General features: G+C 70.2%; 23 protein-coding genes. 10 read left to right on the plus strand and 13 right to left on the minus strand.

Annotated elements, in window-relative coordinates:
* Positions 1-375: amino acid ABC transporter ATP-binding protein (locus QM569_RS11975; protein WP_414987462.1), on the plus strand; the 375-nt coding region annotated here is incomplete at its 5' end.
* 60 nt (positions 376-435) lie between these two features.
* Here the strand turns inward: QM569_RS11975 and QM569_RS11980 are convergent.
* From QM569_RS11980 to QM569_RS12000, 5 genes are all read right to left on the minus strand, one after another.
* Positions 436-927 carry a flavodoxin family protein gene (locus QM569_RS11980; protein ID WP_414987463.1) on the minus strand — a complete coding sequence of 164 codons (492 nt, stop codon included), beginning with the start codon at positions 925-927 and terminating at the stop codon, positions 436-438.
* Positions 928-1,000: 73 nt separating this feature from the next.
* A complete protein-coding gene (locus QM569_RS11985; protein ID WP_414987464.1) occupies positions 1,001-1,429 on the minus strand; it encodes an HU family DNA-binding protein in 429 nt (142 codons plus the stop codon).
* Between the two features lie 120 nt (positions 1,430-1,549).
* Positions 1,550-2,623 (minus strand): SPOR domain-containing protein, encoded by a 1,074-nt coding sequence (locus QM569_RS11990; RefSeq protein WP_414987465.1) that lies wholly within the window; start codon positions 2,621-2,623, stop codon positions 1,550-1,552.
* A 103-nt stretch (positions 2,624-2,726) separates the two neighbouring features.
* Positions 2,727-4,877: a heavy metal translocating P-type ATPase gene (locus QM569_RS11995; protein WP_414987466.1), complete on the minus strand. Its 2,151-nt coding sequence runs from the start codon at positions 4,875-4,877 to the stop codon at positions 2,727-2,729.
* A 52-nt stretch (positions 4,878-4,929) separates the two neighbouring features.
* Positions 4,930-5,391, minus strand: coding sequence for a HipA domain-containing protein (locus QM569_RS12000; RefSeq protein WP_414987483.1), 462 nt, complete (start codon positions 5,389-5,391; stop codon positions 4,930-4,932).
* An 84-nt stretch (positions 5,392-5,475) separates the two neighbouring features.
* On the opposite strand from QM569_RS12000, the gene QM569_RS12005 reads away from it, so the two are divergent.
* Complete coding sequence (locus QM569_RS12005) at positions 5,476-6,138, plus strand: DsbA family oxidoreductase (RefSeq protein ID WP_414987467.1); 663 nt, start codon at positions 5,476-5,478, stop codon at positions 6,136-6,138.
* A 29-nt stretch (positions 6,139-6,167) separates the two neighbouring features.
* On the opposite strand, the gene QM569_RS12010 is transcribed toward QM569_RS12005, so the two are convergent.
* Genes QM569_RS12010 through cphA (QM569_RS12020) form a run of 3 tightly spaced genes read right to left on the minus strand, consistent with a single transcriptional unit; the run spans position 6,168 to position 11,455 of the window.
* Positions 6,168-6,641, minus strand: a complete 474-nt coding sequence (locus tag QM569_RS12010) for a CreA family protein (protein WP_414987468.1) — start codon at positions 6,639-6,641, stop codon at positions 6,168-6,170.
* Positions 6,638-9,211 (minus strand): cyanophycin synthetase, encoded by a 2,574-nt coding sequence (cphA, locus tag QM569_RS12015; protein WP_414987469.1) that lies wholly within the window; start codon positions 9,209-9,211, stop codon positions 6,638-6,640. The genes QM569_RS12010 and cphA (QM569_RS12015) overlap by 4 nt, the downstream gene beginning before the upstream one ends.
* 57 nt (positions 9,212-9,268) lie before the next feature.
* Positions 9,269-11,455, minus strand: coding sequence for a cyanophycin synthetase (gene cphA / locus QM569_RS12020; protein ID WP_414987484.1), 2,187 nt, complete (start codon positions 11,453-11,455; stop codon positions 9,269-9,271).
* A gap of 112 nt (positions 11,456-11,567) precedes the next feature.
* On the opposite strand from cphA (QM569_RS12020), the gene QM569_RS12025 reads away from it, so the two are divergent.
* From QM569_RS12025 to QM569_RS12035, 3 genes are all read left to right on the plus strand, one after another.
* Positions 11,568-13,805, plus strand: a complete 2,238-nt coding sequence (locus QM569_RS12025; RefSeq protein ID WP_414987470.1) for an ABC transporter ATP-binding protein — start codon at positions 11,568-11,570, stop codon at positions 13,803-13,805.
* Complete coding sequence (locus QM569_RS12030; RefSeq protein WP_414987471.1) at positions 13,802-14,260, plus strand: DUF1854 domain-containing protein; 459 nt, start codon at positions 13,802-13,804, stop codon at positions 14,258-14,260. The genes QM569_RS12025 and QM569_RS12030 overlap by 4 nt, the downstream gene beginning before the upstream one ends.
* Before the next feature lie 126 nt (positions 14,261-14,386).
* Complete coding sequence (locus tag QM569_RS12035; protein ID WP_414987472.1) at positions 14,387-14,818, plus strand: hypothetical protein; 432 nt, start codon at positions 14,387-14,389, stop codon at positions 14,816-14,818.
* A gap of 58 nt (positions 14,819-14,876) precedes the next feature.
* Here the strand turns inward: QM569_RS12035 and QM569_RS12040 are convergent, their stop codons facing one another.
* From QM569_RS12040 to QM569_RS12055, 4 genes are all read right to left on the minus strand, one after another.
* On the minus strand, positions 14,877-15,179 hold the full coding sequence (locus tag QM569_RS12040; RefSeq protein ID WP_414987473.1) for an EF-hand domain-containing protein: 303 nt from the start codon (positions 15,177-15,179) through the stop codon (positions 14,877-14,879).
* 26 nt (positions 15,180-15,205) lie between these two features.
* Positions 15,206-16,120 carry a 5'-nucleotidase gene (locus QM569_RS12045; RefSeq protein ID WP_414987474.1) on the minus strand — a complete coding sequence of 305 codons (915 nt, stop codon included), beginning with the start codon at positions 16,118-16,120 and terminating at the stop codon, positions 15,206-15,208.
* Entirely contained in the window at positions 16,121-17,344 is a 1,224-nt protein-coding gene (gene gspF, locus QM569_RS12050) for a type II secretion system inner membrane protein GspF (protein ID WP_414987475.1), read from the minus strand.
* 61 nt (positions 17,345-17,405) lie between these two features.
* Positions 17,406-18,071 (minus strand): phosphatase PAP2 family protein, encoded by a 666-nt coding sequence (locus tag QM569_RS12055; RefSeq protein WP_414987476.1) that lies wholly within the window; start codon positions 18,069-18,071, stop codon positions 17,406-17,408.
* A 16-nt stretch (positions 18,072-18,087) separates the two neighbouring features.
* Here QM569_RS12055 and QM569_RS12060 point away from each other — a divergent pair, with 16 nt between their 5' ends.
* Genes QM569_RS12060 through QM569_RS12080 form a run of 5 tightly spaced genes read left to right on the plus strand, consistent with a single transcriptional unit; the run spans position 18,088 to position 21,903 of the window.
* Positions 18,088-18,942 (plus strand): TOMM precursor leader peptide-binding protein, encoded by an 855-nt coding sequence (locus QM569_RS12060; RefSeq protein ID WP_414987477.1) that lies wholly within the window; start codon positions 18,088-18,090, stop codon positions 18,940-18,942.
* A 47-nt stretch (positions 18,943-18,989) separates the two neighbouring features.
* Positions 18,990-19,559, plus strand: a complete 570-nt coding sequence (locus QM569_RS12065; protein ID WP_414987478.1) for a hypothetical protein — start codon at positions 18,990-18,992, stop codon at positions 19,557-19,559.
* Between the two features lie 4 nt (positions 19,560-19,563).
* Positions 19,564-20,862 (plus strand): YcaO-like family protein, encoded by a 1,299-nt coding sequence (locus QM569_RS12070; protein ID WP_414987479.1) that lies wholly within the window; start codon positions 19,564-19,566, stop codon positions 20,860-20,862.
* 18 nt (positions 20,863-20,880) lie between these two features.
* Positions 20,881-21,666, plus strand: coding sequence for a SagB/ThcOx family dehydrogenase (locus QM569_RS12075; protein WP_414987480.1), 786 nt, complete (start codon positions 20,881-20,883; stop codon positions 21,664-21,666).
* A gap of 48 nt (positions 21,667-21,714) precedes the next feature.
* Entirely contained in the window at positions 21,715-21,903 is a 189-nt protein-coding gene (locus QM569_RS12080) for an oxidoreductase-like domain-containing protein (RefSeq protein WP_414987481.1), read from the plus strand.
* A gap of 13 nt (positions 21,904-21,916) precedes the next feature.
* Here the strand turns inward: QM569_RS12080 and QM569_RS12085 are convergent, their stop codons facing one another.
* Positions 21,917-22,945: an LLM class flavin-dependent oxidoreductase gene (locus tag QM569_RS12085; protein WP_414987482.1), complete on the minus strand. Its 1,029-nt coding sequence runs from the start codon at positions 22,943-22,945 to the stop codon at positions 21,917-21,919.
* Between the last annotated feature and the right edge of the window lie 382 nt (positions 22,946-23,327).

Here is a 23,327-nt window from a genome sequence, read left to right on the forward strand (position 1 = left end):
CGCCGCCTGCTCGCGCGCGTGGGCCTGGCCGAGAAGTTCGACGCCATGCCCGAACAGCTCTCGGGCGGCCAGCAGCAGCGCGTGGCCATCGCCCGCGCGCTGGCCATGGAGCCCGCCGTGCTGTTGTGCGACGAGATCACCAGCGCGCTGGACCCCGAGCTCGTGGGCGAGGTGCTGCGCGTGGTCGAGAGCCTGGCCGCCGAGGGCATGACGCTGCTGATGGTCACGCACGAGATGGCCTTTGCGCGCAAGGTGAGCGACCGCGTGGTCTTCATGCACCAGGGCCGCATCCACGAAATGGGGCCGCCGCAGGCGCTGTTCGGCAGCCCGCAGACGCCGGAACTGCGGCAGTTCCTGTCGTCGCTGCAAGAATGATTTGCTACTAAAATAATAGCTGCTTGTGCTTGATAGATAAGCGCTAGAGGCCGATTTGGCTTAAAAAATACCCAGTGCCAACCCCGCCGCCAGCGCTTCGCCCAGGGCCTGGCAGCGGGCCAGGTCGGCGGGGGCGATGTGCTTGGGCGCCAGGATGGCCTCGGGCGTCTGCGCATGGGTGCAGACGATCAGCGGCTCGGCCACGGCCTTGAGCCGCCAGCCCGTGGCGATGCGCGCGATCTGCCGCGCCGCGTTGCTGCCGTCGCTGCCCGCGCAGACCAGCGTGGCGTAGGGCCTGCCGTTGACCCGGTCGAGCACGCCGTAGTAGCAGCGGTCGAAAAAATCCTTCATCTGCCCGCTCATCGCCGCCAGGTTCTCCGGCGTGGCGAACACGTAGCCGTCGGCCGCCAGCACGTCGTCGGCCGTGGCCTCGGCCGCGTGCAGCAGCCGCACCGCCACGCCCGGCTCGTGCTGCGCGCCGCGCACCGCCGCGTCGGCCATCTGGCGCGTGCCGCCGGTCATGGAGTGGTAAACGATGAGCAGGGTCTTCATGCGGTCGTGCGCCGGAAAGAAAAAGGGCCGGATGCCCGAGAGAGCATCCGGCCCCTGCGCGAACGCCAGCCTATCAGGCCACCGTGGCGTCCTTGAGCTTCTTGAGCGCGCGGGTCTTGATCTTGACCGAGGCGGGCTTGGCGGGGAACCAGCGCTCTTCGCCCGTGAACGGGTCCTTGCCGAAGCGCTTCTTCTTGGCGGGCACTTGCTGCAGGCCGATCTTCAGCACGCCGGGCAGCGTGAACTCGCCCGAGCCCTTCTTGTGGACCGAGCCCAGGATGGCCGATTCCAGCGCGGCCAGCACGGCCTTGGCGGCCTTGGGCTCCACACCGGCCTGCTCGGCCAGGTGGGCGACCAGCGTGGTCTTGTTGAAAGCGGTCTTGATGGGCTTGAGTGCGGCGGGTGCTGCTGCGGCAGCAGCCTTCTTTGCGGGCGCGGCCTTCTTGGCCACAGGCGCTGCGGCCTTCTTTGCGGGAGCAGTGGTTTTCTTTGCAGTTGCCATGATGGTGGTTTTGGTGGTGACCAGAGTAGTTGCACGGTGCCCGTTCGGATTTCGAAAGGGGCATGCGATTTTAGTGGGTGTTATGGGATTTTTGATGCGCGGCGTCGCGCGCCACTGCGGCTACCGCTGCTGGAACACCACCGCCTCCAGCGCCATGGCGCGGATGGACGCAGCCGCCGCGTCGGCCTGCGCGCGGCTGGCGTAGGGGCCCACGCGCACGCGGATGCGGCGGGCCTTGTCGGCGTTGAGGGTCGCCTGGCGGAACGCGGGCAGCCCTTCGTTGAGCAAACGGGCCTGCGCCTTGCGCGCATTGGTCTCCTCGGCGAACAGGCCCACGTTGATGTAGTAGCCGGGCGCGCTGCCCACGGGTGCGGGTACGGCGCTGGACGGGGCGGCGGGCGCAGGCTGCGCCGCTGGCGCGGGCTCGGGTGCAGGCGTGGGGGCCGTTTGCGGTTCAGGCGGCGGCGGTGCCGCAACGGCCACTTCGGGCTGCGATGCCGGGGCTGCCGCTGGCTCGGATGCTGGCGCAGCGGGGGATGCCGCCGCCGACGCGGCTTCGGCCACCGTCACTGCAGGCGCCAGCGCCGTGCCCTGCCAATGCGAGTCCGCGCGCGGCAGCGCCAGGCAGGCCAGCGCCACGGCCACCGCGAGCACGGCGTTGACGAGCACCAGCGCCCGCAGCCGTTTGCGCGAACTGGCCCGCTGCGCCAGCAGCGCGCAGGCTTCGGGCACCGTGCGGGATGCGGCCAGGGCGCGGTCGATGCGCCGCCGCACGTCGGCGTACAGAACGGCGTCGCCATACAGGCCGGGCACGGCAAAGGCCAGCAGGGCCAATGCGCCCAGCACGCCCCATTCCACGCCCGTGGGCCATTGCAAAAACTGCCGCCCCAGGCCGAAGACCAGCAGCCCCAGCCCCTCGGCGGCGGCCAGATAGACCAGCGCCGCGCTCCACAGCTGGCGGAACACCATCCAGTTGATGGTGCAGAGGCTGGCTGCCCAGTTCCAGCCGGTGGCGGCGCGGCCCCGGGTGTCGAAGCGGTCGAACAGGGCCAGGTAGCGGTCGGTGTGTACGGGCCCCAGGGCGGCGCGGTACAGCGCGGGCATGGTGCCGCCGTCAGTGCCGCTGTCAGAGGGCGCGACGGGCGGCGCGGGCGGCTGGAAGGTGGTGGTGTAGAGGTCCGTGGCGGCGGGCATGGTGCCTGATTCTGGCATGCGCGGGCCTATTTTGAAATATGAGCCAAATCGGCCTCCAGCGCTTGTCAGATAAGCGCGAGCAGCTATCAAAAATATAGATGAATCAGGCGCGCAGCAGCCGGAGGCCGTTGAACACCACGATCAGGCTGGCCCCCATGTCGGCGAACACCGCCATCCACATGGACGCATCGCCCAGCACCGCCAGCACCAGGAAGACGGCCTTGATGCCCAGCGCGATGGCGATGTTCTGCACCAGCACGCGGCGCGTGCGGCGCGACAGGCCGATCATCTCGGGGATGCGGCGCAGGTCGTCGTTCATGATGACCACGTCCGCCGCTTCCATGGCCGTGTCCGTGCCCGCCGCGCCCATGGCGATGCCGATGTGGGCGCGGGCCAGCGCGGGGGCGTCGTTGATGCCGTCGCCCGTCATCGCGGCGGGGCCGTGCGTGGCCTGCAGGCGCTCGATGGCGGCGAGCTTGTCCTCGGGCAGCAGGTGGCCCTGCGCTTCGGCGATGCCTGCCTGGTGTGCGATGGCCTGCGCGGTGGCGGCGTTGTCGCCCGTCAGCAGGACCGGGGTGACGCCGAGCGCGCGCAACTGCGCCACGGCCTCGCGCGCGCTGTGCTTGAGGGTGTCGGCCACGGCGAACAGGGCCAGCACCTGCGTGTCGCTCGCCAGCAGCGTGACGGTGCGGCCCTGGGCCTCGTGCTGGGCCAGCGTGGATTCGAGCGCGGGGCTGCACAGGCCGCGTTCTTCGATCAGGCGGTGGTTGCCCAGCACCAGCGTCTGGCCGCCCACGCGCGCCTGCACGCCCCGGCCCGCGAGGGCGGTGAAGTCGTCCACCGCTGCCGCCTCGCCGCTGCCTGCTGGCAGCCCCTGCGCGATGGCGCGGGAGACGGGGTGGTCGGAGTGGCCCGCCAGCGCCGCCGCCCAGCCCAGCGCCTGCGGTGCGTTGCCTGCCAGCACCTCGTGCGCCACCAGCCGGGGCCTGCCTTCGGTGATGGTGCCGGTCTTGTCGAGCGCGATGGCGCGGAGCTTGTGCGCCTCTTCCAGATACACCCCGCCCTTGATGAGAATGCCGCGCCGTGCTGCTGATGCGAGCCCGCTGACCACGGTGACGGGCGTGGCGATCACCAGCGCGCAGGGGCAGGCAATGACCAGCAGCACCAGCGCCTTGTACAGCGCGTCCGTCCAGGTGAAATCCAGCAGCAGCGGCGCGAGCGCGGCCACCAGCACGGCGGCGATGAACACCGCAGGCGTGTAGAGGGCGGCGAAGCGATCGACAAACTGCTGCGTGGGCGCGCGCGCGCCCTGGGCCTGCTCCACGGCGTGGATGATGCGCGCCAGCGTGGTGTCGTTGGCGGCGGCGGTCACCGTCACTTCGAGCATGCCCGTCTCGTTGATGGTGCCCGCGAACACCGGGTCGCCCACGGCCTTGTCCACGGGGATGCTCTCGCCCGTGACGGGGGCCTGGTTGACCGCGCTGGCGCCGCTGGCGACGGTGCCGTCCAGCGGAATGCGCGCGCCGGGCTTGACGCGCACCACGGCGCCGATGGGCACCTGCGCCGCGGCCACGCTCTGCCAGCCGCCGCCCGGCTGGCGCACCTCGGCCGTGTCGGGCGCGAGGTCCAGCAGGCCCTTGATGGCGTTGCGCGCGCGGTCCACGGCGCGGGCCTCGATCAGCTCGGCGATGGCGTAGAGCGCCATCACCATCGCGGCCTCGGGCCACTGGCCGATGAGGAAGGCGCCGGTCACCGCCACCGTCATCAGCGCGTTGATGTTCAGGCGGCCCTGCCGCAGCGCCGCCAGGCCCTTGCGGTAGGTGGAAAAGCCCGCCAGCGCGATGCCGCCCGCCGCCACGGCCATGCCCAGGGCGCGGAACGGCAGCGTGTCCGGCGCGAAGAAGGCGAGCAGTTCCGCCGCCAGCGCCAGGGCCAGCGCCAGGCCCATGCGCCACAGCCCGTTCGACGCGGGCGGCTGGGCCGTCGTGACGGGCTCTGGGTCGAAGCCCGCCTGGCGGATGGCGTGCAGCGCCTGCGGGATCACGTCATCGGGCGCGTCGATGGTCAGCGTGCGCGCGCCGAGCTGAAAGCCCAGGCCGCGCACGCCGGGCAGCGGGGCCAGGGCGCGGCGGATCTCGCTCTCCTCGGCTGCGCAGTCCATGGCGGCGACGCGGAAGGTGGCGCCGGTGGTGGCCGCTGGCGTTGACGTGTCCGGTGGCGTGTGGTCGTGGTCGTGATCGCAGCAGGATGGCATGGCGCAGGAGACCTTGAATCGACTTGAAAGTCAAGCGGCGGCCCGCGCCAGTTCAAGCATGCACTGCCGCAGCGGCAAGTTGCTGCCCGTGCTCTGCGCACATCGCGCGAAAGCCCGCGCCGATGCGCTCGTCCTGCGCGGCAGCCTGCCAGAAATCCCGCGCCGCGTTCCACGCCGCGTGCCATGGCGCGCGCTGGGTGGGCAGCGGCAGGGGCGGATCGAACGCCCGCACGGGCACCTCGCCGCCCGGCAGCGGTGCATGCAGCATGGGCAGCATGTCGTAGGCCGGGGCCAGCGCCAGGCGGCCTTGCACGGGGCGGAAGGCGAGGTTGCCCAGGTGCATGTCGGTGTTGCCGATCAGGCGGCCAAACCACCACAGGCGGGCAATGGCTTGCGCGTCGTCCGGCGCGCTGCGGCGGGGGCCTGCACGGCCAGGGCGGCACGCAGGCGGGGGAAGGCGTCGGCGGGCATGGCGCTGAGAAGATTCTATGGTGAAAAATGACGATGAATCAATGACTTACGATGCGCGGCGTGACCCGGGTGAAATGATTTGCCAATGCGGGCTACCATGCCCCTTTTGCCCGCAGGAGCCCTTGCCATGCCCACCGCCTTGAAGATCGACTTCGTCTCCGACATCTCCTGCCCCTGGTGCGCCATCGGCCTGCATGCGCTGGAGCAGGCCGCCGACCGGCTGAAGGGCGAGGTGGTGCTGGACCTGCACTTTCAGCCTTTCGAGCTGAACCCGCAGATGCCCCCCGAGGGGCAGGACATCGACGAGCACTTGCACGAAAAATACGGCGCGAGCCCTGAGCAGAGCCAGCGCACGCGCAGCGCCATTGCCGAGCGCGGGGCGGCGGTGGGCTTTGCGTTCAACATGGACAAGCGCGGGCGCATCTACAACACCTTCGACGCGCACCGCCTGCTGCACTGGGCCGGGCAGAAGGGCTTGCAGCCGCAGCTCAAGCACGCGCTGTTCAAGGCGTACTTCACCGACGGCCAGAACCCCGGCAGCCACGACGTGCTGCTGAACGCCGCCCAAGCCGTGGGGCTGGATGTGGAAGAGGCCCGTACGGTGCTGGAGTCCGGCCAGTATGCGGACGAGGTGCGCGAGCGCGAGGCGTTCTACCAGCAGCACGGCATCCACTCGGTGCCCGCCGTCATCGTGAACGACCGCCACCTGATCCAGGGCGGCCAGCCGGTGGAGGTGTTCGAGCAGGCGCTGCGGCAGATTGCTACTGAATCAGTAGCTACCAGCGCTTGATGGATAAGCGCTAGCGGTCGATTTGACCCTCAACGCAGCGGGATCGGCATGGCTCTGTCCACGGGCACGGCCGTCACCGCGTTCTGCGGCGAGCCGTCGATGAGCTTGTCGGAATAGGTCAGATACACCAGCGTGTTGCGCGGCGCGTCCACCATGCGCACGATGCGCAGGCGCTTGAACAGGATGGACATGCGTTCGCTGAACACTTCTTCCTGCTTCTTGATCGGCGCGGCAAAGGCGATGGGCCCGACCTGGCGGCAGGCGATGGAGGCTTCTGCCCGGTCTTCGGCCAGGCCCAGCGTGCCCTTGATGCCGCCGATGCGTGCGCGCGAGACGTAGCAGGTCACGCCCTGCACGGCAGGGTCGTCGTACGCTTCCACGATGATGTCGTGGTCGCGGCCTATCCACTGGAAGGCGGTGTCCACGGTGCCGATCTTCTCGCCCGATGCGGCCTGGGCCGCGCTGGCCAGCAGCAGCGCGGATGCGATGACGGCGGCCTTCATGCTGCGGCCCCGCCTTCGGCGCAGCGCTGCGCCAGGTGGGCCAGGGCTTCCTCGACCTGGTCCACCAGCACCAGGCACAGGTCGCCGGGCTGCAGGCGGGCCAGGGCGGCGTCGATGGCGATGAACTCGCCGCGAATCTCATCGACGTAGGTGGTGCGCGGCGCACCGGCCAGGCCCTCGCGCAGCAGGGCCATGACCTCGCCGTCGGCGCGGCCACGCTGGGCGGCGTCCTGGTACAGGATCACGTCGTCGAACGCGGCGCCCAGGATGACCGTCTGCTCGCGGATGTCCTCGTCGCGCCGGTCGCCCGCGCCGCTGATGACCACGCTGCGGCGCTTGCCCGGCAGCGCATCCACCGCCTGCACCAGGGCGCGCATGGCGTCGGGGTTGTGGCCGTAGTCGGCGATGATGGTCGCGCCCCGGTAGTCCATGACGTTGAAGCGGCCCGGCGCGTTGTCGCTGTCGTTGACGAAGCCCGACAGGCCGCGGCGGATGGTCTGCCACGGCAGGCCCGCGCCCCAGGCGGCTGCGACGGCGGCCATGACGTTCTCGACCTGGAAGGCAATACGGCCATTGCGCGTGATGGGCACGTCGCGCAGGTGGATGGTCTCGCGCCACGAGCCTTCGGACGCGACGATGCTGTCGCCGTCCACATACACCGTGCGGTGGCCCTGGGCGCGGTGCGTGGCCATGACGGGGTTGTGGCGGTCGGCGGCGAAGAAGATGACCTTGCCCGGGCAGGCGCTGGCCATGGCCGCCACGATGGGGTCGGCGGCGTTGAGCACGCCGTAGCCCGTGGGCGCGACGTTCTGCACGATCACGCGCTTGAGCACGGCCAGGTCTTCCACCGTGGTGATGTAGTTCAGCCCCAGGTGGTCGCCCGCGCCGATGTTGGTGACCACGGCCACCTGGCAGCGGTCGAAGCCCAGCCCTTCGCGCAGGATGCCGCCGCGCGCGGTCTCGAAGACTGCCGCGTCCACCTCGGGGTGCAGCAGCACGTTGCGCGCGCTCTTGGGGCCGCTGCAGTCGCCGCTGTCGATCTGGCGGCCATTCACATACACGCCGTCGGTGTTGGTCATGCCCACGCGCAGGCCCTGGGCGGTGAACAGGTGGGCGATGAGGCGCGCGGTGGTCGTCTTGCCGTTGGTGCCGGTGACGGCCACGGTGGGGATGCGGCCATCGTCGCCGTGCGCGTACAGCCTGTCCACCATGGCCTGGCCCACGTTGCGCGGCTTGCCGTAGCTGGGGGCCAGGTGCATGCGCAGGCCGGGGGCGGCGTTCACCTCGACGAAGCCGCCGCCTTGCTCCTCCAGCGGGCGCAATACCGTCTCGGCCACCATGTCCACGCCGCAGATGTGCAGGCCCACCATCTGCGCGGCGGCCACGGCGCGGGCCGCGACCTCGGGGTGTACGTCGTCGGTCACGTCGGTGGCGGTGCCGCCGGTGGACAGGTTGGCGTTGTTGCGCAAAATCACGCGCTGGCCCTTGTCTGGCACCGAGTCGGGTGTCAAATTCTGTAGCGCCAGGCGGGCGACGGCGATGTCGTCCAGCCGGATCTTGGTGAGCGAGGTGGCGTGGCCCTCGCCCCGGCGGGGGTCCTGGTTGACGATGTCCACCAGCTCGCGCACGGTGCGCTGGCCGTCGCCCAGCACCTGGGGCGGTTCGCGGCGGGCGGCGGCCACCAGTTGGTCGCCCACCACCAGCAGGCGGAAGTCGTGGCCGGGCAAAAAGCGCTCGACCATCACGGTGCCGTATTCCGACGCGGTGCGGAAGGCTTCTTCGAGCTGCGCGCGGTCGGTGATGTTGACGGTGACGCCCTTGCCCTGGTTGCCGTCCTGGGGCTTGACCACCACGGGCAGGCCGACCTTCTGCGCCACCTCCCACGCTTCTTCGACCGTATCGACGGGCCTGCCCAGCGGCACGGGCACGCCCGCGGCGTGCAGCAGGCGCTTGGTCAGGTCCTTGTCCTGGCCGATGGATTCGGCCACGGCGCTGGTGGAGTCGATCTCGGCCGCCTGGATGCGCCGCTGCTTGGAGCCCCAGCCGAACTGCACCAGGCTGCCGCGCGTGAGGCGGCGGTAGGGTATGCCGCGCGCCACGGCGGCCTCGACGATGGCGCCGGTGCTGGGGCCCAGGCGCTCGTCCTCGTCCAGCTCGCGCAGCTCGGCGACCACGGCGTCGGCGTCGAAGCCGCCCTGGCCCAGCGCGGCGCGCACGAGCTGCTCGGCGTAGTCGAACGCCTTGCGGCCCACGGCTTCCTCGCTGTATTCGACGACGACCTGATAGACGCCCGCATCGCTGGTGGCCGTGGTGCGCGCAAAGGTCACGGGGCAGCCTGCCTGGGCCTGCAGCGCCAGCGCGGCGGTCTGCACCACGTGGGCCACGGACACGTCGCCGCTTTCGGATTGCAGCGTGCCGATGGCGGGGAACAGGGCGCGCAGCCGTGTTTCAAAGCCGGGCATCTGGGCGATGGAGCGCTCGTCGCCCTCGCAGGCCACGATGGCCTCGATGGCGAGGTGGCGACTCCAGAGGTTGGGGCCGCGCAGGGCACGGGTGCGGGTGATGTTCATGGTGGTTTTATGAGTCAAATTGGCCTCTGGCGCTTATCCAGCAAGCGCAAGCAGCTATCAGTTTGGGAGTGTCGGCTCGAAGGTCTTGATGCCCGCCGCGATCAGGTCGGGCGCGATGTCCAGCGCCCAGGCGGCGCCCACGGCGGCCAGCAGGGCGTCGGTGTCGGGCACCACGGCGTTGCGGCCAAAGGTGAGGTCGGCCAAGGCGCCCAGCACGTGCTCGGCGCTGCCGGTGGCCAGCACCACGCGACCGTTCTTCACGACCACGGCGCGGCCGTTGTCCTTGGCGCGGTGCTCCATGATGGCGGGCAGGGCGGCGTCCTGCGCGTACAGGATGACGGCGCCGTCGCACAGCGGGGCCAGGTCGGCCACCTGCGCGATGGCGGCGTTGAGCACGGCGGCGCCTTCGGACAGCACCACGTCCACCTGCGTGCGCAGCACCTTGGTCATCTGGTCCTGCTCGTACACGTCGAACTCGGCCAGCGTCTCCAGGCCGTCCATGTCGGTCACCACGCCGACCAGGCAGCGGTCGTAGGCCAGGCCGTCGCGCAGGATGGTGCGGGCGTCGCTCTCGATCACCGCAGCCTGCACGGTCTGGTTCATCAGCAGGCGGTGGGCGGCCTCCCAGTGGGCGCAGTCGGTGGACTCGACCTGGCGGCGGTCCAGGAACAGGCCCTCGCGGCAGGCCAGGCCCGTGTGCCGCCCGCCCAGGTGCAGCAGCCAGGCGACCACGCGCGCGATGGTGGACGTGCTGCGCGTGCCTGCCACGCCCACCACGGGGATGCGGCCCGCCTGGCCGTCGTCGTCTTCGGACGGGAACAGGTGCTCCACGATGGCCTGCCCCACGGGGCGCGGCGCGCCCACGGCGGGCTTCAGGTGCATGAGCAGGCCGGGGCCCGCGTTGACCTCGACAATCGCGCCGCCCTGCGTGTGCAGGGGCTTGGAGATGTCCTGCGCCACCATGTCGATGCCCGCGATGTCCAGCCCCACCACCTTGGCGGCGAGCTGGGCGATGTAGGCCACCTCGGGGTGTACGTCGTCCGTGCAGTCCACGGCCACGTTGCCGTTGCGCTGCACCACGACGACGCGGCCCGAAGCGGGCACGGAGTCGGCGCCCAGGTCCTGGCGCTGCAGTTCGAGCTGCACCTTGGCGTCGGTCGCCACGTCGATGATCTCCAGCGGGTATTCCTCTTCGTAGCCCCGGCGCGGGTCGGAGTTGAGTTGGCTGTCGATGAGTTCGCGCACGGTGGAGCGGCCATTGCCGGTGATGCTGACCACCTCGCCGCGCGCGGCGGCCACCACCTTGCCGCCCACGACCAGCAGGCGGTGCTCGTCGCCGGGGATGAAGCGCTCCACCATCACGTCGCTGCCCTCGGGGTAGGCCAGGTGGTAGGCGGCCTCGATGTCTTCCTTCTTGCGCAGGTCGAGCGACACGCCCCGGCCATGGTTGCCGTCGCTGGGCTTGACGACCACGGGCAGGCCGATGTCCTCGGCGGCTTCCCAGGCTTCTGCGGGGCTGTTGACGATCTGGCCTTCGGGGATGGGCACGCCGCAGGCTTTGAGCAGCGATTTGGTCAGGTCCTTGTCGCTGGCGATGCCCTCGGCGATGGCGCTGGTGCGCTCGGTCTCGGCCGTCCAGATGCGGCGCTGGCTGGCGCCGTAGCCCAGCTGCACCAGGTTGCCGTCGTTCAGGCGGATGTGCGGAATGCCCCGGTCCGTGGCGGCGGTGACGATGCAGGCGGTGCTGGGGCCGAGGTACTGGTCGTCCACCTCGGTGCGCACGCGGGCCACGGCGGCGGCCACGTCGAACGGCTGGTCGTTGATGGCCGCCATGATGAGCGCGTGCCCCTGCGCCAGCGCCACGCGGGCCACGCTCTCGTCGCGCGCGCGGAACACCATGCGATAGACACCGCGCTGGCTGGTACTGCGCGTCTGCCCGAAGCCCGTGGGCATGCCCGCGAGGTTGAGCAGCTCGATCACGATGTGCTCCAGCACGTGGCCGCACCAGGTGCCTTCCTCCAGCCGCTGCAGGAAGCCGCCGCGCTCGCCCACGCCGCAGTGGTGCTCGATCAGCGCGGGCAGCCAGGACGTGAGGCGCGCGTTGAAGCCGGGCAGGGTGTTGGACGGGTGGTCTTCCAGCGCGCCCAGGTCCAGCCAGACTTCCAGCACGGGGCGGTAGGTCCAGATGTTGGGGCCGCGCAGGTAGTTGATGCGCAGCAGTCGGATGTCGTTGAAGGTCGGCATGGGCAAGGGGACGAAGGGGTTGGGTGTGTCAGCCAAACGGCGGGGGCGGGCGTTACACGGGGTGATGCCACGGCTGGGGGGAGAATACCCCGCTGCGTTCAAACAACCAAAAATGCAACATCACCATTCTGTGGACGCCTCGGGTGTCTTCTCCAGCCCCTGGGGGGCTGATCTGCGGGCCATGCTCGCTCCTGACGAAAACGTGCTGGCGGTGCTCCAGGTTGACCTGGGCGCCGGGCTGCGCTTCGGTACCGGCTGGGTGGTGCTCACCCCCGTGCGCCTGCTGGCCCGCGACCTGGATTCTGCCCGCTGGCAAGCCTGGCCGCTGCGGGATGCCGGCCTGCGCCTGCACGACCATGGCGGCGTGGGCACGCTGGAGCTGCACGGCCCGGCGGCCCGCCTGGCCCTGTGGCGCTTCACCCTGGCCCACCACGCCCCGGCGCTGCGCCTGGTGCAGCGCTTCGAGCAACTGCAAAGCGCGCAGGGCCTGCCGCAGGACGAACCCGCCTGCCCCATCTGCCACGCCCCGCTGCCGCCCGACACCGACGAGTGCCCCGCCTGCGCCCGCGCCCAGCCGCCGCAAACGTCCACCTGGGTGCTGCTGCGCCTGTGGCGCTTCGCCCGGCCCTACCAAAAGCAGCTGGCTGCGGGCATGGCGCTCACGCTCGCATCCACCGCCGCCACGCTGGTGCCGCCGTACCTGACCATTCCGCTGATGGACGACATCCTCATCCCGTTCCAGAACGGGCAGAAGATCGACACGCAGCTCGTCATGCTCTACCTGGGCGGCCTGCTGCTGTCGGCCCTGCTGGCCTGGGGGCTGGGCTGGGCGCGCACCTACGTGCTGGCGCTGGTGTCCGAGCGCATCGGCGCCGACCTGCGCACCACCACCTACGAGCACCTGCTCAAGTTGTCGCTGGACTACTTCGGCGGCAAGCGCACGGGCGACCTGATGGCGCGCATCGGGTCAGAAACAGACCGCATCAACGTCTTCCTGTCGCTGCACGCGCTCGACTTCCTGACCGACGTGCTGATGATGGTGATGACCGCCGCCATTCTGTTCAGCATCAACCCCTGGCTGGCCCTGGTCACGCTGGTGCCGCTGCCCTTCATCGGCTGGATGATCCACACCGTGCGCGACCGCCTGCGCACCGGCTTCGAAAAAATCGACCGCGTGTGGAGCGAGGTGACGAACGTGCTGGCCGATACCATCCCCGGCATCCGCGTCGTCAAGGCGTTCGCCCAGGAAAAGCGCGAGGCCCAGCGCTTTCGCGACGCGAACCAGCACAACCTGGAGGTGAACGACCGCCTCAACCGGACCTGGAGCCTGTTCACCCCCACCGTCTCGCTGCTGACCGAGGTGGGCCTGCTGGTGGTGTGGGCCTTCGGCATCTGGCTGGTGGCGCGCAGCCAGATCACGGTGGGCGTGCTGGCGGCCTTCATTGCCTATATCGGGCGCTTCTACACGCGGCTCGACTCCATGAGCCGCATCGTCTCCGTCACGCAGAAGGCGGCGGCGGGCGCCAAGCGCATCTTCGACATCCTGGACCACGTGAGCAACGTGCCCGACCCCGTTCAGCCCGTCAAGGTGGACAGGGTGCAGGGCGCCATCGCCATGCAGGGCGTGGGCTTTCGCTATGGCAGCCGGGCGGTCATCAAGAACCTGTCTCTGGATATTCGCCCGGGCGAGATGATCGGGCTGGTGGGCCACAGCGGCTCGGGCAAGAGCACGCTGGTCAACCTGATCAGCCGCTTCTACGACGTGAGCGACGGCTCCATCCAGGTGGACGGCGTGGACATCCGCCGCTTTGCCGTGGCCGACTACCGGCGCCACATCGGCCTGGTGCTGCAGGAGCCTTTCCTGTTCTTCGGCACCATCGCCGAGAACATCGCCTACGGCAAGCCCGAGGCCACGCGCGCCGAGATCGTGGCCGCCGCCCGCGCCGCGCACGCGCACGAATTCATCCTGCGCCTGCCGCACGGCTACGACAGTCTGGTGGGCGAGCGCGGCCAGGGCCTGTCGGGCGGTGAGCGCCAGCGCATCAGCATCGCGCGCGCCCTGCTCATCGACCCGCGCATCCTGATCCTGGACGAAGCCACGTCCGCAGTCGATACCGAGACCGAGAAGGAAATCCAGAAGGCGCTGGACAACCTGGTGCAGGGCCGCACCACCATCGCCATCGCCCACCGCCTGTCCACCCTGCGCAAGGCCGACCGCCTGGTCGTGATGGACCGGGGCGAGGTGGTCGAGGTTGGCCCGCACGACGAACTCATGCAAAAGCAGGGCGCGTACTGGCGCCTGTACGAAGCCCAGGCCCGCCGCGCGGCGGAAGAGGAGGCGCTGCTATGAACATCACCCGCAACGCCCATGGCCGCCTGGTGCTGACGCTGCCGGACGGCACGGCACACGAAGGCGTCACCCCCGTGCGCGCCTTTCCCATCGCCGCGCCCGCCGAGGGGCTGTCGCTGGTCGGCGCGGACGGCCACGAACTGCTCTGGATCGACCGCATCGACACCCTGGCCGCCCCGCAGCGCCAACTCATCGACGAAGAGCTGGCGGTGCGCGAGTTTGTGCCCACTATCCAAAAAATCAGCGCGGTATCGAGCTTTTCCACCCCCAGCACCTGGACGGTGGAGACCGACCGCGGCCCCGCGAGCCTGGTGCTCAAGGCCGAGGAGGACATCCGCCGCCTGGGCGGGCGCACGCGCCTCTTGATCGCGGGCAGCGACGGCCTGCAGTTCCGCATCCCCGACACCACGGCGCTCGACCGGCACTCGCGGCGGCTGCTGGAGCGGTTTTTGTAGGTGAAAACCCTGATTTCAGGGTAATTGCTCAAAAAGACCTCAATTTCCCCTTCTGTTTGCCGAAATGGAGTACGAAGACGCCGAAAAGGCGTCTGTGCCGTTTCATCAACCTCTGGGGCCACTGCCATGCAAATGCCACCTGTCGATCGATCGCCGAGTTGGCGTCCTCAGGGCGCTGATTTGTATTCCACTGGCGCCTCTGGCGCGCCGCCGGTGCGCCCTGCCCATGCGGCCAACCCGGTCGAGTCCACGGACCGCCTGGGCGAGGGCACCATCGTGAAGGAGCCCGAAAAGCCTTCCGACCCCGACACGTTCAACCGCGACTGGACCGAGCCCGAGGAGAAGGAGGCGGTGGAGGAGCCCGAGGAGCCGCCGAAGGAGCCCATCTACAAGCAGCTGCTGGAGTTCATTCAGTCCATGTGGCGCGCCAGCGCCAACGCCATCGAGGTGGCGCAAGAGATCAACAAGACCACGCTGCAAGAGCGCATGGCGCAGCAGGCCAAGAACGAGCCGCTGACCTACTCCGACCCCACGGTCAAGCGCACGGGCGGCTTGTAGCTCCTGTATTGATAGCTGCTAGTGCTTGCTGGATAAGCGCCAGAGGCTGATTTCTCTCTTATTTTTCGGTGTTCTGCGCCGCCCGCTGGCGGTCGCGCTCCGCGCGGTACTTCACCGCGAAGGCCCGCACTTCCTCGTACGACACGAAGCCGTCCCTGTCTGTGTCCGCGTCGTCGAACGCGGCGGCCAGGCGGGGGAATAGCTGCACCTCGCTGCGGCTGAGTTTGCCGTCGCCGTTGAAGTCCAGCATCTTGAACTCGCGCTGGGCCTTGATCTCGCCCTTGGTGAGCGGGGCGGGGTCCTGGGCCAGCGCCAGGGTGCAGGCGCAGCAGGCGGCGAGGAGTATCGAAATTTTCTGCATCGCAGGAAGACTCGCCGCCCGGGCCGTCAGTTCCCGCCGGCGGGGTTGGAGATACCGCTGTTCACATGTCCGGCGGGCACGTGGCGCGCGGCCGAGGCCACATGCCCCGTCTGGTCGTCGAAGAAGAAGTCCGGCTCGAACTCGCGCAGGAACGGTCCTTTCTCCAGCCCGCCCAGGAACATCGCCTCGTCCACCGCGATGTTCCAGCTCATCAGCGTCTGCACGGCCCGCTCGTGCGCGGGCGCGCTGCGCGCCGTGACCAGCGCGGTGCGGATGCGCATGCCGCCGTCGCCGCCCGCCGTCTGCAGCCGGTGCAGGGCGGCCAGCAGGGGCTTGAAGGGGCCGTCGGGCAGCGGCTGGCTGGACTTGTCGGACTCGTGCCGCTGGAACGCCGCCAGCCCCTCGGCCTGATAGACGCGCTCGGCCTCGTCCGAGAACAGCACGGCGTCGCCGTCGAAGGCGATGCGCACCTCGTGCGGGTGGCTGTCGCCCGCCTGCACCGATTCGGTCACCACGCGCGCCGCCGGGTGGCCCAGGTGCAGCGCCTCGCGCACGTCGTCGGCATTGGCAGACAAGAACAGGTGCGCGCCCAGGGGCCGCAGGTAGTGAAAAGGGCTGCGCCCCTGCGTGAACACGCCGCGCTGCACGTCCGGCAGGCCGTGCGCCTTGCAGGATCGGAACACGCGCATGCCGCTGACCGGGTCGTTGCGCGACAGCAGCACCACCTCCACGCGCTGGCGTCCCGCCGCGTTGAAGGCGAGCAGCTTGCGCACCAGCGAAAAGGCCACGCCCGGCGCGGCGGGCACGTGCAGGCGCTGGCGCTGCAGCTCCACGTAGGCGCGGTCGTTGTTTTTCTCGAAGACGCGGTTTTCCTCCTCGAAGTCGAACAGGGCGCGCGAGGAGATCGCCACCACCAGCTTGTCGTCCAGGGTCACGCTCATTTATTTGACGAACTGGTTGAGTTGGATGATGGGCAGCAGCACCGCCAGCACGATCAGCATCACGATCAGGCCCATGCCCACGATGAGCAGCGGCTCCAGGATGGTGGCCAGCTGCATGGCGCGGCGCTGCACCTCGGTGGACAGCTGCCGCGCGGCGCGCTGCAACATCACGGGCAGTTGCCCCGTCTGCTCGCCCAGGCGGGCGAACATGGGCAGCAGGCCCGGAAAGCGCTTCTTGCCCGCCAGGGCCGAGGCCAGCGGCGCGCCCTCGCGCACCAGCACCAGCGCGTCCAGCGCATCGGCGCGCAGGGCGCGGTTGCCCAGCGTCTCGGCGGCGGCCTGCAGCGCTTTCAGAATGGGCACGCCCGCGCCCGCCAGCATCGCCAGCGTGCCCGCAAAGCGCGCCGCGTTGTAGCCGCGCGCGAGCTTGCCCACCAGCGGCAGGTTCAGCCAGGCGGCATCGAACTTTTGGCGAAAATGGTCAAAACCCAAGGCCCAGCGTGCGCCGGCAGCTATCAAAACAGAAGCAATCAACAGCGCCCAGCCGTAGCTGCGCACGAAGCCGCTGATGCCCAGCATGGCCACGGTGAGAAACGGCAGCGCCCGCTTGGTGCCCGCGAACACGCTGGCGACCTGCGGCACCACGTAGCCCACCAGAAACAGGACGATGACGATGGCGACCACGGTGACGATGGCCGGGTACAGCGCCGCGCCGACGAGCTTGGCCTTGAGCGCCTGGCGCTCCTCCAGGTCGTCGGCCAGGCGCTCCAGCACCAGGCCCAGGCTGCCGCTGTGCTCGCCCGCGCCGATGACGGCGCAGTAGATGTCGCTGAACTCGCGCGGGTGCTGCGACAGCGCCCGGGCGAAGGTGGAGCCCGCATTGACCTCGGCGCGCAGCGCGGCCACCAGGTGGCGCTGGCGCTCGTCGTCGGCCTCGTCGGACAGGGCAGTCAGCGCCCGCTCCAGCGGCAGGCCCGAGGCCACCAGCCCCGCGAGCTGGCGCGTCCAGATCGCCAGCCCCGTGGCGCCGAACACGGGGCGCGTGAACAGGCGCTGGCCCAGGCTGGGCGCGTTGGCGCCGCTGGCTTGCACCGGTTCCACCGCCAGCGGCACCAGCGCCTGGGCGCGCAGCAGGCCGCGCGCGGCGCGGGCGGTGTCGGCCTCCAGGAGCCCCTTGCGGGTCTGGCCCTGGGCGTCCAGGGCTTCGAAGGAAAAAGCGGGCATGCGGTGGGTGGGGTCGGTTCAGCCCACGATGGTAGCCGCTGGCCGGGCACGCCGTGGCGCACTATGGCTGGCTGGGGCTGCCTGGCGCGGTGGCGTGTTGGCCCCGCATGCCTAAGGGCCAGGGGCCGTACCACGCCAGCGCGCCCAGCGTGGCACCGGCCAGCACATCGGCCAGCCCGTGCTGCCACGTGGTGAGCGTGGACACGGCCATCAGCGCGCACCAGCCATGCCACAGCGGGCGCAGCCGCGCGGGCACGACCGGCAGCAGCGCCCGCCAGACCAGCACGCCGATGGCCACGTGCAGCGAGGGGATCTGGTTGACCGGCTGCTCGAACGCCCGCAGGCCGTCGAAGAACGGGCGCCACGGCAGTCCGGGCTGGGGCAGCGTGTGTACGCTGGCCGTGGGCCAATGCCAGAACACGGCAAAGCACACGAGCATGACGGCCACCGCGCGCCACGCCAGCGCGGCCAGCGCACGCCGGTCGGGGCAGGCAAACAAGGCCATCGGCAGCAGAAGGTTCAGGCTCAGGTAGGGCACGATGGTCCAGGCCCAGAACGGCACGGCAAAATCCCAGGGCAGGGCCACGCGCACGGGCCGGGCCAGCGCGGCGTGGGCGTTGGTGAGGCTGTATCCCCCGCTGAACAACAGGGCGACGGCGGCAGACCACAGCGTGGCCGCCAGCACGGGGGGCGAGCCGCCAGAACCGGCGGACTGGGGATGGGACATGGAACAAGGATATGGCATGGATGAACGATGGGTGCGCAGCCCCGCCTGGGAATTGCGGTTGATCGAAGCGGACACCGGGGCCAGCCCCGGCGACGGCCCCCATCTCGTCGCCAGCGCTGGCGCGGATGAAAGCTACTGGGTGGACGAAGCGCCGCCCGGCGAAGCCGCCCGCCGCCTGCACGCCGCATGGCTGGCCGACAGGGCCGATGCGCTGCGGGACGACGCCGACTGCGGCGCGGCCGTGCGCCAGCTGCGCCGCGTGGGGGCGCTGGTGCCGCAAGGCGGGGCAGCGCCCGTGCGCAGCTTTGTGCTGCGCTGGTGGGGCGAGCCCGCGCTGGCCTGGCAGGCCGAACTGGACCGGCAACTGGCCGACACGGCCCCCACGCTGCGGCGCATTCAAGGGGACGGGGACGGCACCGCAGACGCGGTGTGGGTGATCGTGCGCACGACGGCGGACTGGGATACGGCACTGCCCCCGTACTGCGCGGACTTTCCAACACGCCCGCACGTACTGATCGACCTGGCCTACCACCATTCGGTCGTCGTCGGCCCCTGGGTGGTGCCGGGGCAGACGGCCTGCCTGGCCTGCCTGGGAACGCGCACCGTGCGGCGCTGGGGCGACGCCCCCGTGCCGCCCCGGCCGCTGGCCCTGGCGCATGCGCCGCTGTCGGCCGCCCTGCTGCTGCAGGTGCTGCGCGGCGCGGCGGAGCCGGGCGGCCATGCGCCGTGGATAGAGCACAGCACGCACCTCGACCTGCGCAGCCTGCAGTCGCAGCGGGCCCGCATCTATCGCCAGCCCTGGTGCCCTGCCTGCTCGGGCCATGCAGATGTGGGCTGCGCGGCCGAGCGGATGGATGGCCGCGTGGTCTGAGATGCTGGTATCGTTGTGCGCAACGGGCCACTCTGCACCACACCGTCATGCAACGCATCCCCAGCCCCTTCGAGCCCCGCAGCCAGTTGATTCCTTCGGCGGCTGGCGGCGGCTCGACCAGCACCACCTGCTGTTCATGCTGCGTGGCCACCTTGGCAGCCACCGTGGGCATGTCGCATTCGGTGTTCCGGCGGCTGGTCAACGAGCCGCCCACGATCGAGCCGCCTCCAGAATCCGCAGCCGCGCCGTCGCCAGATGCTCCGCCTGCCGCCGCTGAACCAGTCAACGCAGAGACGCTCCCCCAAGACGTTTTGCAGGATGCGCCTACCCAGCCCCTTTATCCGTCCACGTTCACCAGGGCCTCGGCCTGGGGCTACGCCTGGGCGGTACTGGGCGTGCTGGTGTTGACCGTCGGCCTCATCGCCGCCATGCCGCCGTTGGCCGTGCTCACGGGCATCGCGGGCACCGGCGCTTACTTCGGGCTGTTCGTCAAGGCGTACAAGCAAGCGGGACGCTCTGGCGGTAGCGGTGTGGCTGCGGCCTTCGGCGTGCAGTTGACGCTGGGCCTCATCCTCGCCATCGAGGTCGCGGTCTGGCTTGGCGTCCTCTTCAACTGAGTCCTTGCAAGCGCTTTCCCAACTGCTGCTGGCCCGCGCCGCCCAGGCACGCTGCGGCCTGCTGCTGGCCCCCCAGCGCAGCGCCGCGCAGGCCAGCGACGTGGCCGGACTGGCCAACTGGGCCGTGCCGCCCGACCCGGCCGAGGCCTGGCAGACCGTCTCCGGGGCCGTGGGCTGGTCGCACGCCGATGCCCGCGCCGCCGCCATCGCCGAGGGGCTGGAGCGCCTGGCCGCCGCGCAAGTGCCGCTGCCGCTGCGCAGCCGCGCCGATCTGGCGCAGGCGGGCGAGCGCGTGGTGGACGAGGACGGCTTCGCCCTGTTCAGCCCCGCACAGCGCCAGTCGCCCGGTTTTGCCTGGCCCATGCCCCCATCGCCGCAGGACTGGTTCGCACCCGTTCATCCCTTGCTGCCCGGCTTGCCGCCCGGCACGGCGCCGGTCTGGGTGCCGCAAGAACTCGTGGGCCTGGGGCCGCGGCGCGGTGCCGCGCGCCTGCCGTCCACATCCAGCGGCCTGGCCGCGCATGCCGATGGCGCGCACGGCCCCTGGCTGGCGCTGCTGCGCGCCGCCCAAGAGCTGCTGGAGCGCGACGCGCTCACCGTTACCTGGCTGCATGGCCTGGGCGGGCGCGAGATCGCCGTGCCCGCGCACTGGCAGGCGCGCGCCGCGCGTCTCGGTGGCGTGCTGCGCGCGTTTGACATCACCCAGGCATGGAACCCGCACCCCGTCATCGCCGTGCTGGGCGGCGCTCCCTGGCAGGGCCAGCCGCGCTGGGTGCTGGGCATGGCCTGCCGTGCGACCGCCGCCGCCGCGCTTGAAAAAGCCGCGCTGGAATGGGCGCAGAGCCTGGCGTTTGCCGGTTACATGCTGGGCGAGCGCGCGCAAGCGTTGCCGCGCGAACCCGCGCAACTGCGCCGCTTTGACGAGCATGCGGCCTTCTACAGCCTGCGCCCTGACCTGTGGGCCCAGATTCCGCTGCTGCGCCACGCACGGCCTGCCGAAGAAAAACACGGCGGCGGGCAGGACATGCCCGATGAACGCGCGCTGGCCCTGGCCCAACTGAATCACCTGCTGGAGCGCTTGCGCGGGGCGGGTATTGACCTGCTGTACCGTGAACTCACCACGCGCGACGTGGCCGCAACGGGCCTGCGCGTGATGCGTGTGCTGTCGCCCCAACTGGCGCAATTGCACGCCGACGAAAGCGCCCCCTTCCTCGGCGGGCGCACGGTGGACTGGCGCTGGCGCTACCCCTGGGCCCAGCCGCACGGGCCGTTCCCCAACCCGTTGCCGCACCCGCTGGGCTGAACGCAGCCACCAAGCGCCATGAACGACTTTCCCGAGCAAGACGAAGCCCCCTTGTTCGCGCTGTTCTGGGCCAACAGCGACCTGAACGACGCGCGCGCCTGGCCGCTGGCCGAGCGCATCGGCCACGATGCCGCCACGCCGTACCGTCCGCCGCGCCCCGTGCTCCCGCAGGCCGCGCGGCACCTGCCGGTGCCGCAGGGCGCGCTGTGCGAGCTCTATGCCCAGCGGCGCAGCGTGCGGCGCTTCGGCGAGCAGCCCCTGACGCCCCATGACCTCAGCCGCCTGCTGATGCCGCTCGCCCAGCGCCAGCCCGGCTGGCCCGGCGCTGTGCAGGATGCCCAGGTGCCGCCGACGCGCTACCTTGCCTCGGGTGGGGCCAAGTACCCCATGCAGTGCTACGGCATCGTGCTCAAGGCCGTGGACGCGCAGGGGCAGCCATTGCCGCCGCAGCGCGTCTGGTACGACCCCATCGGCCATGGCCTGACGCCGATGGGCGAGGCCCCCGCATGGCCAGCGCTGGCTGCCATGCTGGGCGTGGGCGACTGGGACAGCATGCCCGCCAGCGTATGGCTGCTGGTGGCGCAAAGCGAGGCGAGCTGCCGCAAGTACGGCGAACGCGGCGGTCGCTTCGTGCTGCTGGAAGCGGGCAGCCAGTTGGGCGCGCTGGCCTTGCAGGCTGCCGAGGCGGGCCTGGTGGGAACCGCCCTGGGGTCGTTCCATGACCAGGCGCTGCTGGATGTGTTCGAGCTGGACACCGGCCACCAGGCCGTGGCAGCCTATGCCTGCGGCCATCCCGCACCCTGACCGATCGGCGCGGTTTTTGGGAATGCCTGCGTGGGTACCATGCGCGCCATGACCCAAACCCCGATCCCGTTGGACGACCCACGCCCCACGCCGCCCGAGCTCCCCGGACCCAACGAACACTGCGAGAGCGGCTGCGACCTTTGTGTGCACGATCTCCACGCACAAGCGTTGGCGGGCTACCGCCGTGAGCTGGCGCAGTGGCTGGAGCGCCATCCGGGCGGCCCGACACCTTGCTGAAATCGGCCTCGCGCTACCTGATGCACGCCGGCGAAACCTGGCCGGGGGCTACCGTCGCCTGCGCCGCGATGTCCAGCGAGCGCAGGCGCAGCGCGGGGTCGTACACGTCGCAGACCAGCATGAACTCGTCGGCGCCCGTGGCCTCGGCCAGCTGCGCCAGGCCCGTGCGCACCGTGTCCGGCCCGCCGATCACGGCGGCGGCCAGAAAGTCGCCGATGGCCGCGCGCTCCTGCGGCTGCAGGCGGGCGGCGAAGTTCTCCACGGGCGGCTGCAGCAGCCCGCGCGCGCCCGTCAGGATGCCCAGCACGCGCTGGTAGGTGCTGCTCGCCAGGTACTCGGCCTCGTCGTCGGTGGGCGCGGCGATCAGCGGCACGCCGATCGCCACGCAGGGCTTGGGCCACGCCGCCGAGGGGCGGTACAGGTTGCGGTACAGGGCGATGGCCTGGTGCAGCAGGCGCGGCGCGAAGTGCGATGCAAAGGCATAAGGCAGGCCGCGCTCGGCTGCCAGTTGCGCCGAGAACAGGCTGGAGCCCAGCAGCCAGATCGGCACGCTGGTGCCCGCGCCCGGCGTGGCGACGAGGCGCTGGCCCGGCTCGGGCGGGGCCAGCAGGCGTTCCAGCTCGGCCACGTCCTGCGGAAAGTCGTCCGCCGTCTCCACCCGGCTGCGGCGCAGCGCGCGCATGGTGGCCGGGTCGGTGCCGGGCGCGCGGCCCAGGCCCAGGTCGATGCGGCCGGGGTACAGCTCGGCCAGCGTGCCGAACGCCTCGGCCACCACCAGGGGCGCGTGGTTGGGCAGCATCACCCCGCCAGAACCCACGCGGATGCGCGATGTGCCGCCCGCGATGTGCCCCACCAGCACTGCCGTGGCCGAACTGGCAATGCCCGCCATGTTGTGGTGCTCTGCCAGCCAGTAGCGGCTGAAACCCAACTGCTCCACGTGCCGGGCGGTTTGCAGCGCGATGCGCAGCGCATCGGCCACGGTGCCACCCTCGCGGACGGCGACGAGGTCGAGCATGGAGAGGGCGGGGCGGGTGGTGGTCATGGCGCGATTGTGCGGCGGTGCGGCGAGGCATGTTGTTGATAAACCTTGCCAGAAGCGCTGACTCGATGGGGTGTGAGCCAGTCCGGAGCTTGTGTTATTTGTTACCACCTCTGCGTGTTAAATTTTGTCAAATTAAGGATAAAAAGTGTTGTACTGCGTTCTCGTAAAGAGAATGCACACGGTTCGAGGCGCAAGCGAGCTTCCTCATGCATGTCGGGTGTGACCCATAGCGCCTGCCGCAGTGTTTCGAGAATTCCCCATCCCTTTTTCGAGAATTCACACCCCTATGCAAGCAAACATCATCGCCAAATCCGACAAATCGGTCACTGCGGAGCAGAAAGAAATCGCTGCCGAGGGCGTCAAGCTGAGCCGCCCCTCCGTC

Origin of the sequence: Acidovorax sp. (assembly GCF_047607405.1) — a bacterium.
Taxonomy (GTDB): Bacteria; Pseudomonadota; Gammaproteobacteria; order Burkholderiales; family Burkholderiaceae_C; genus Acidovorax.

Coding starts and splice junctions, on each gene's coding strand:
- QM569_RS12040 (WP_414987473.1), bottom strand. CDS start 15,179: ATGCAGAAAATTTCGATACTCCTCGCCGCCTGCTGCGCCTGCACCCTG.
- QM569_RS12045 (WP_414987474.1), bottom strand. CDS start 16,120: ATGAGCGTGACCCTGGACGACAAGCTGGTGGTGGCGATCTCCTCGCGC.
- QM569_RS12035 (WP_414987472.1), top strand. CDS start 14,387: ATGCAAATGCCACCTGTCGATCGATCGCCGAGTTGGCGTCCTCAGGGC.
- QM569_RS11990 (WP_414987465.1), bottom strand. CDS start 2,623: ATGCCCGCCGCCACGGACCTCTACACCACCACCTTCCAGCCGCCCGCG.
- QM569_RS12085 (WP_414987482.1), bottom strand. CDS start 22,945: ATGACCACCACCCGCCCCGCCCTCTCCATGCTCGACCTCGTCGCCGTC.
- QM569_RS12080 (WP_414987481.1), top strand. CDS start 21,715: ATGACCCAAACCCCGATCCCGTTGGACGACCCACGCCCCACGCCGCCC.
- QM569_RS11985 (WP_414987464.1), bottom strand. CDS start 1,429: ATGGCAACTGCAAAGAAAACCACTGCTCCCGCAAAGAAGGCCGCAGCG.
- QM569_RS12030 (WP_414987471.1), top strand. CDS start 13,802: ATGAACATCACCCGCAACGCCCATGGCCGCCTGGTGCTGACGCTGCCG.
- gspF (WP_414987475.1), bottom strand. CDS start 17,344: ATGCCCGCTTTTTCCTTCGAAGCCCTGGACGCCCAGGGCCAGACCCGC.
- QM569_RS12065 (WP_414987478.1), top strand. CDS start 18,990: ATGCAACGCATCCCCAGCCCCTTCGAGCCCCGCAGCCAGTTGATTCCT.
- QM569_RS12075 (WP_414987480.1), top strand. CDS start 20,881: ATGAACGACTTTCCCGAGCAAGACGAAGCCCCCTTGTTCGCGCTGTTC.
- cphA (WP_414987484.1), bottom strand. CDS start 11,455: ATGCCGACCTTCAACGACATCCGACTGCTGCGCATCAACTACCTGCGC.
- QM569_RS11995 (WP_414987466.1), bottom strand. CDS start 4,877: ATGCCATCCTGCTGCGATCACGACCACGACCACACGCCACCGGACACG.
- QM569_RS12060 (WP_414987477.1), top strand. CDS start 18,088: ATGGATGAACGATGGGTGCGCAGCCCCGCCTGGGAATTGCGGTTGATC.
- QM569_RS12010 (WP_414987468.1), bottom strand. CDS start 6,641: ATGAAGGCCGCCGTCATCGCATCCGCGCTGCTGCTGGCCAGCGCGGCC.
- QM569_RS12005 (WP_414987467.1), top strand. CDS start 5,476: ATGCCCACCGCCTTGAAGATCGACTTCGTCTCCGACATCTCCTGCCCC.
- QM569_RS12025 (WP_414987470.1), top strand. CDS start 11,568: ATGCAACATCACCATTCTGTGGACGCCTCGGGTGTCTTCTCCAGCCCC.
- cphA (WP_414987469.1), bottom strand. CDS start 9,211: ATGAACATCACCCGCACCCGTGCCCTGCGCGGCCCCAACCTCTGGAGT.
- QM569_RS12055 (WP_414987476.1), bottom strand. CDS start 18,071: ATGTCCCATCCCCAGTCCGCCGGTTCTGGCGGCTCGCCCCCCGTGCTG.
- QM569_RS11980 (WP_414987463.1), bottom strand. CDS start 927: ATGAAGACCCTGCTCATCGTTTACCACTCCATGACCGGCGGCACGCGC.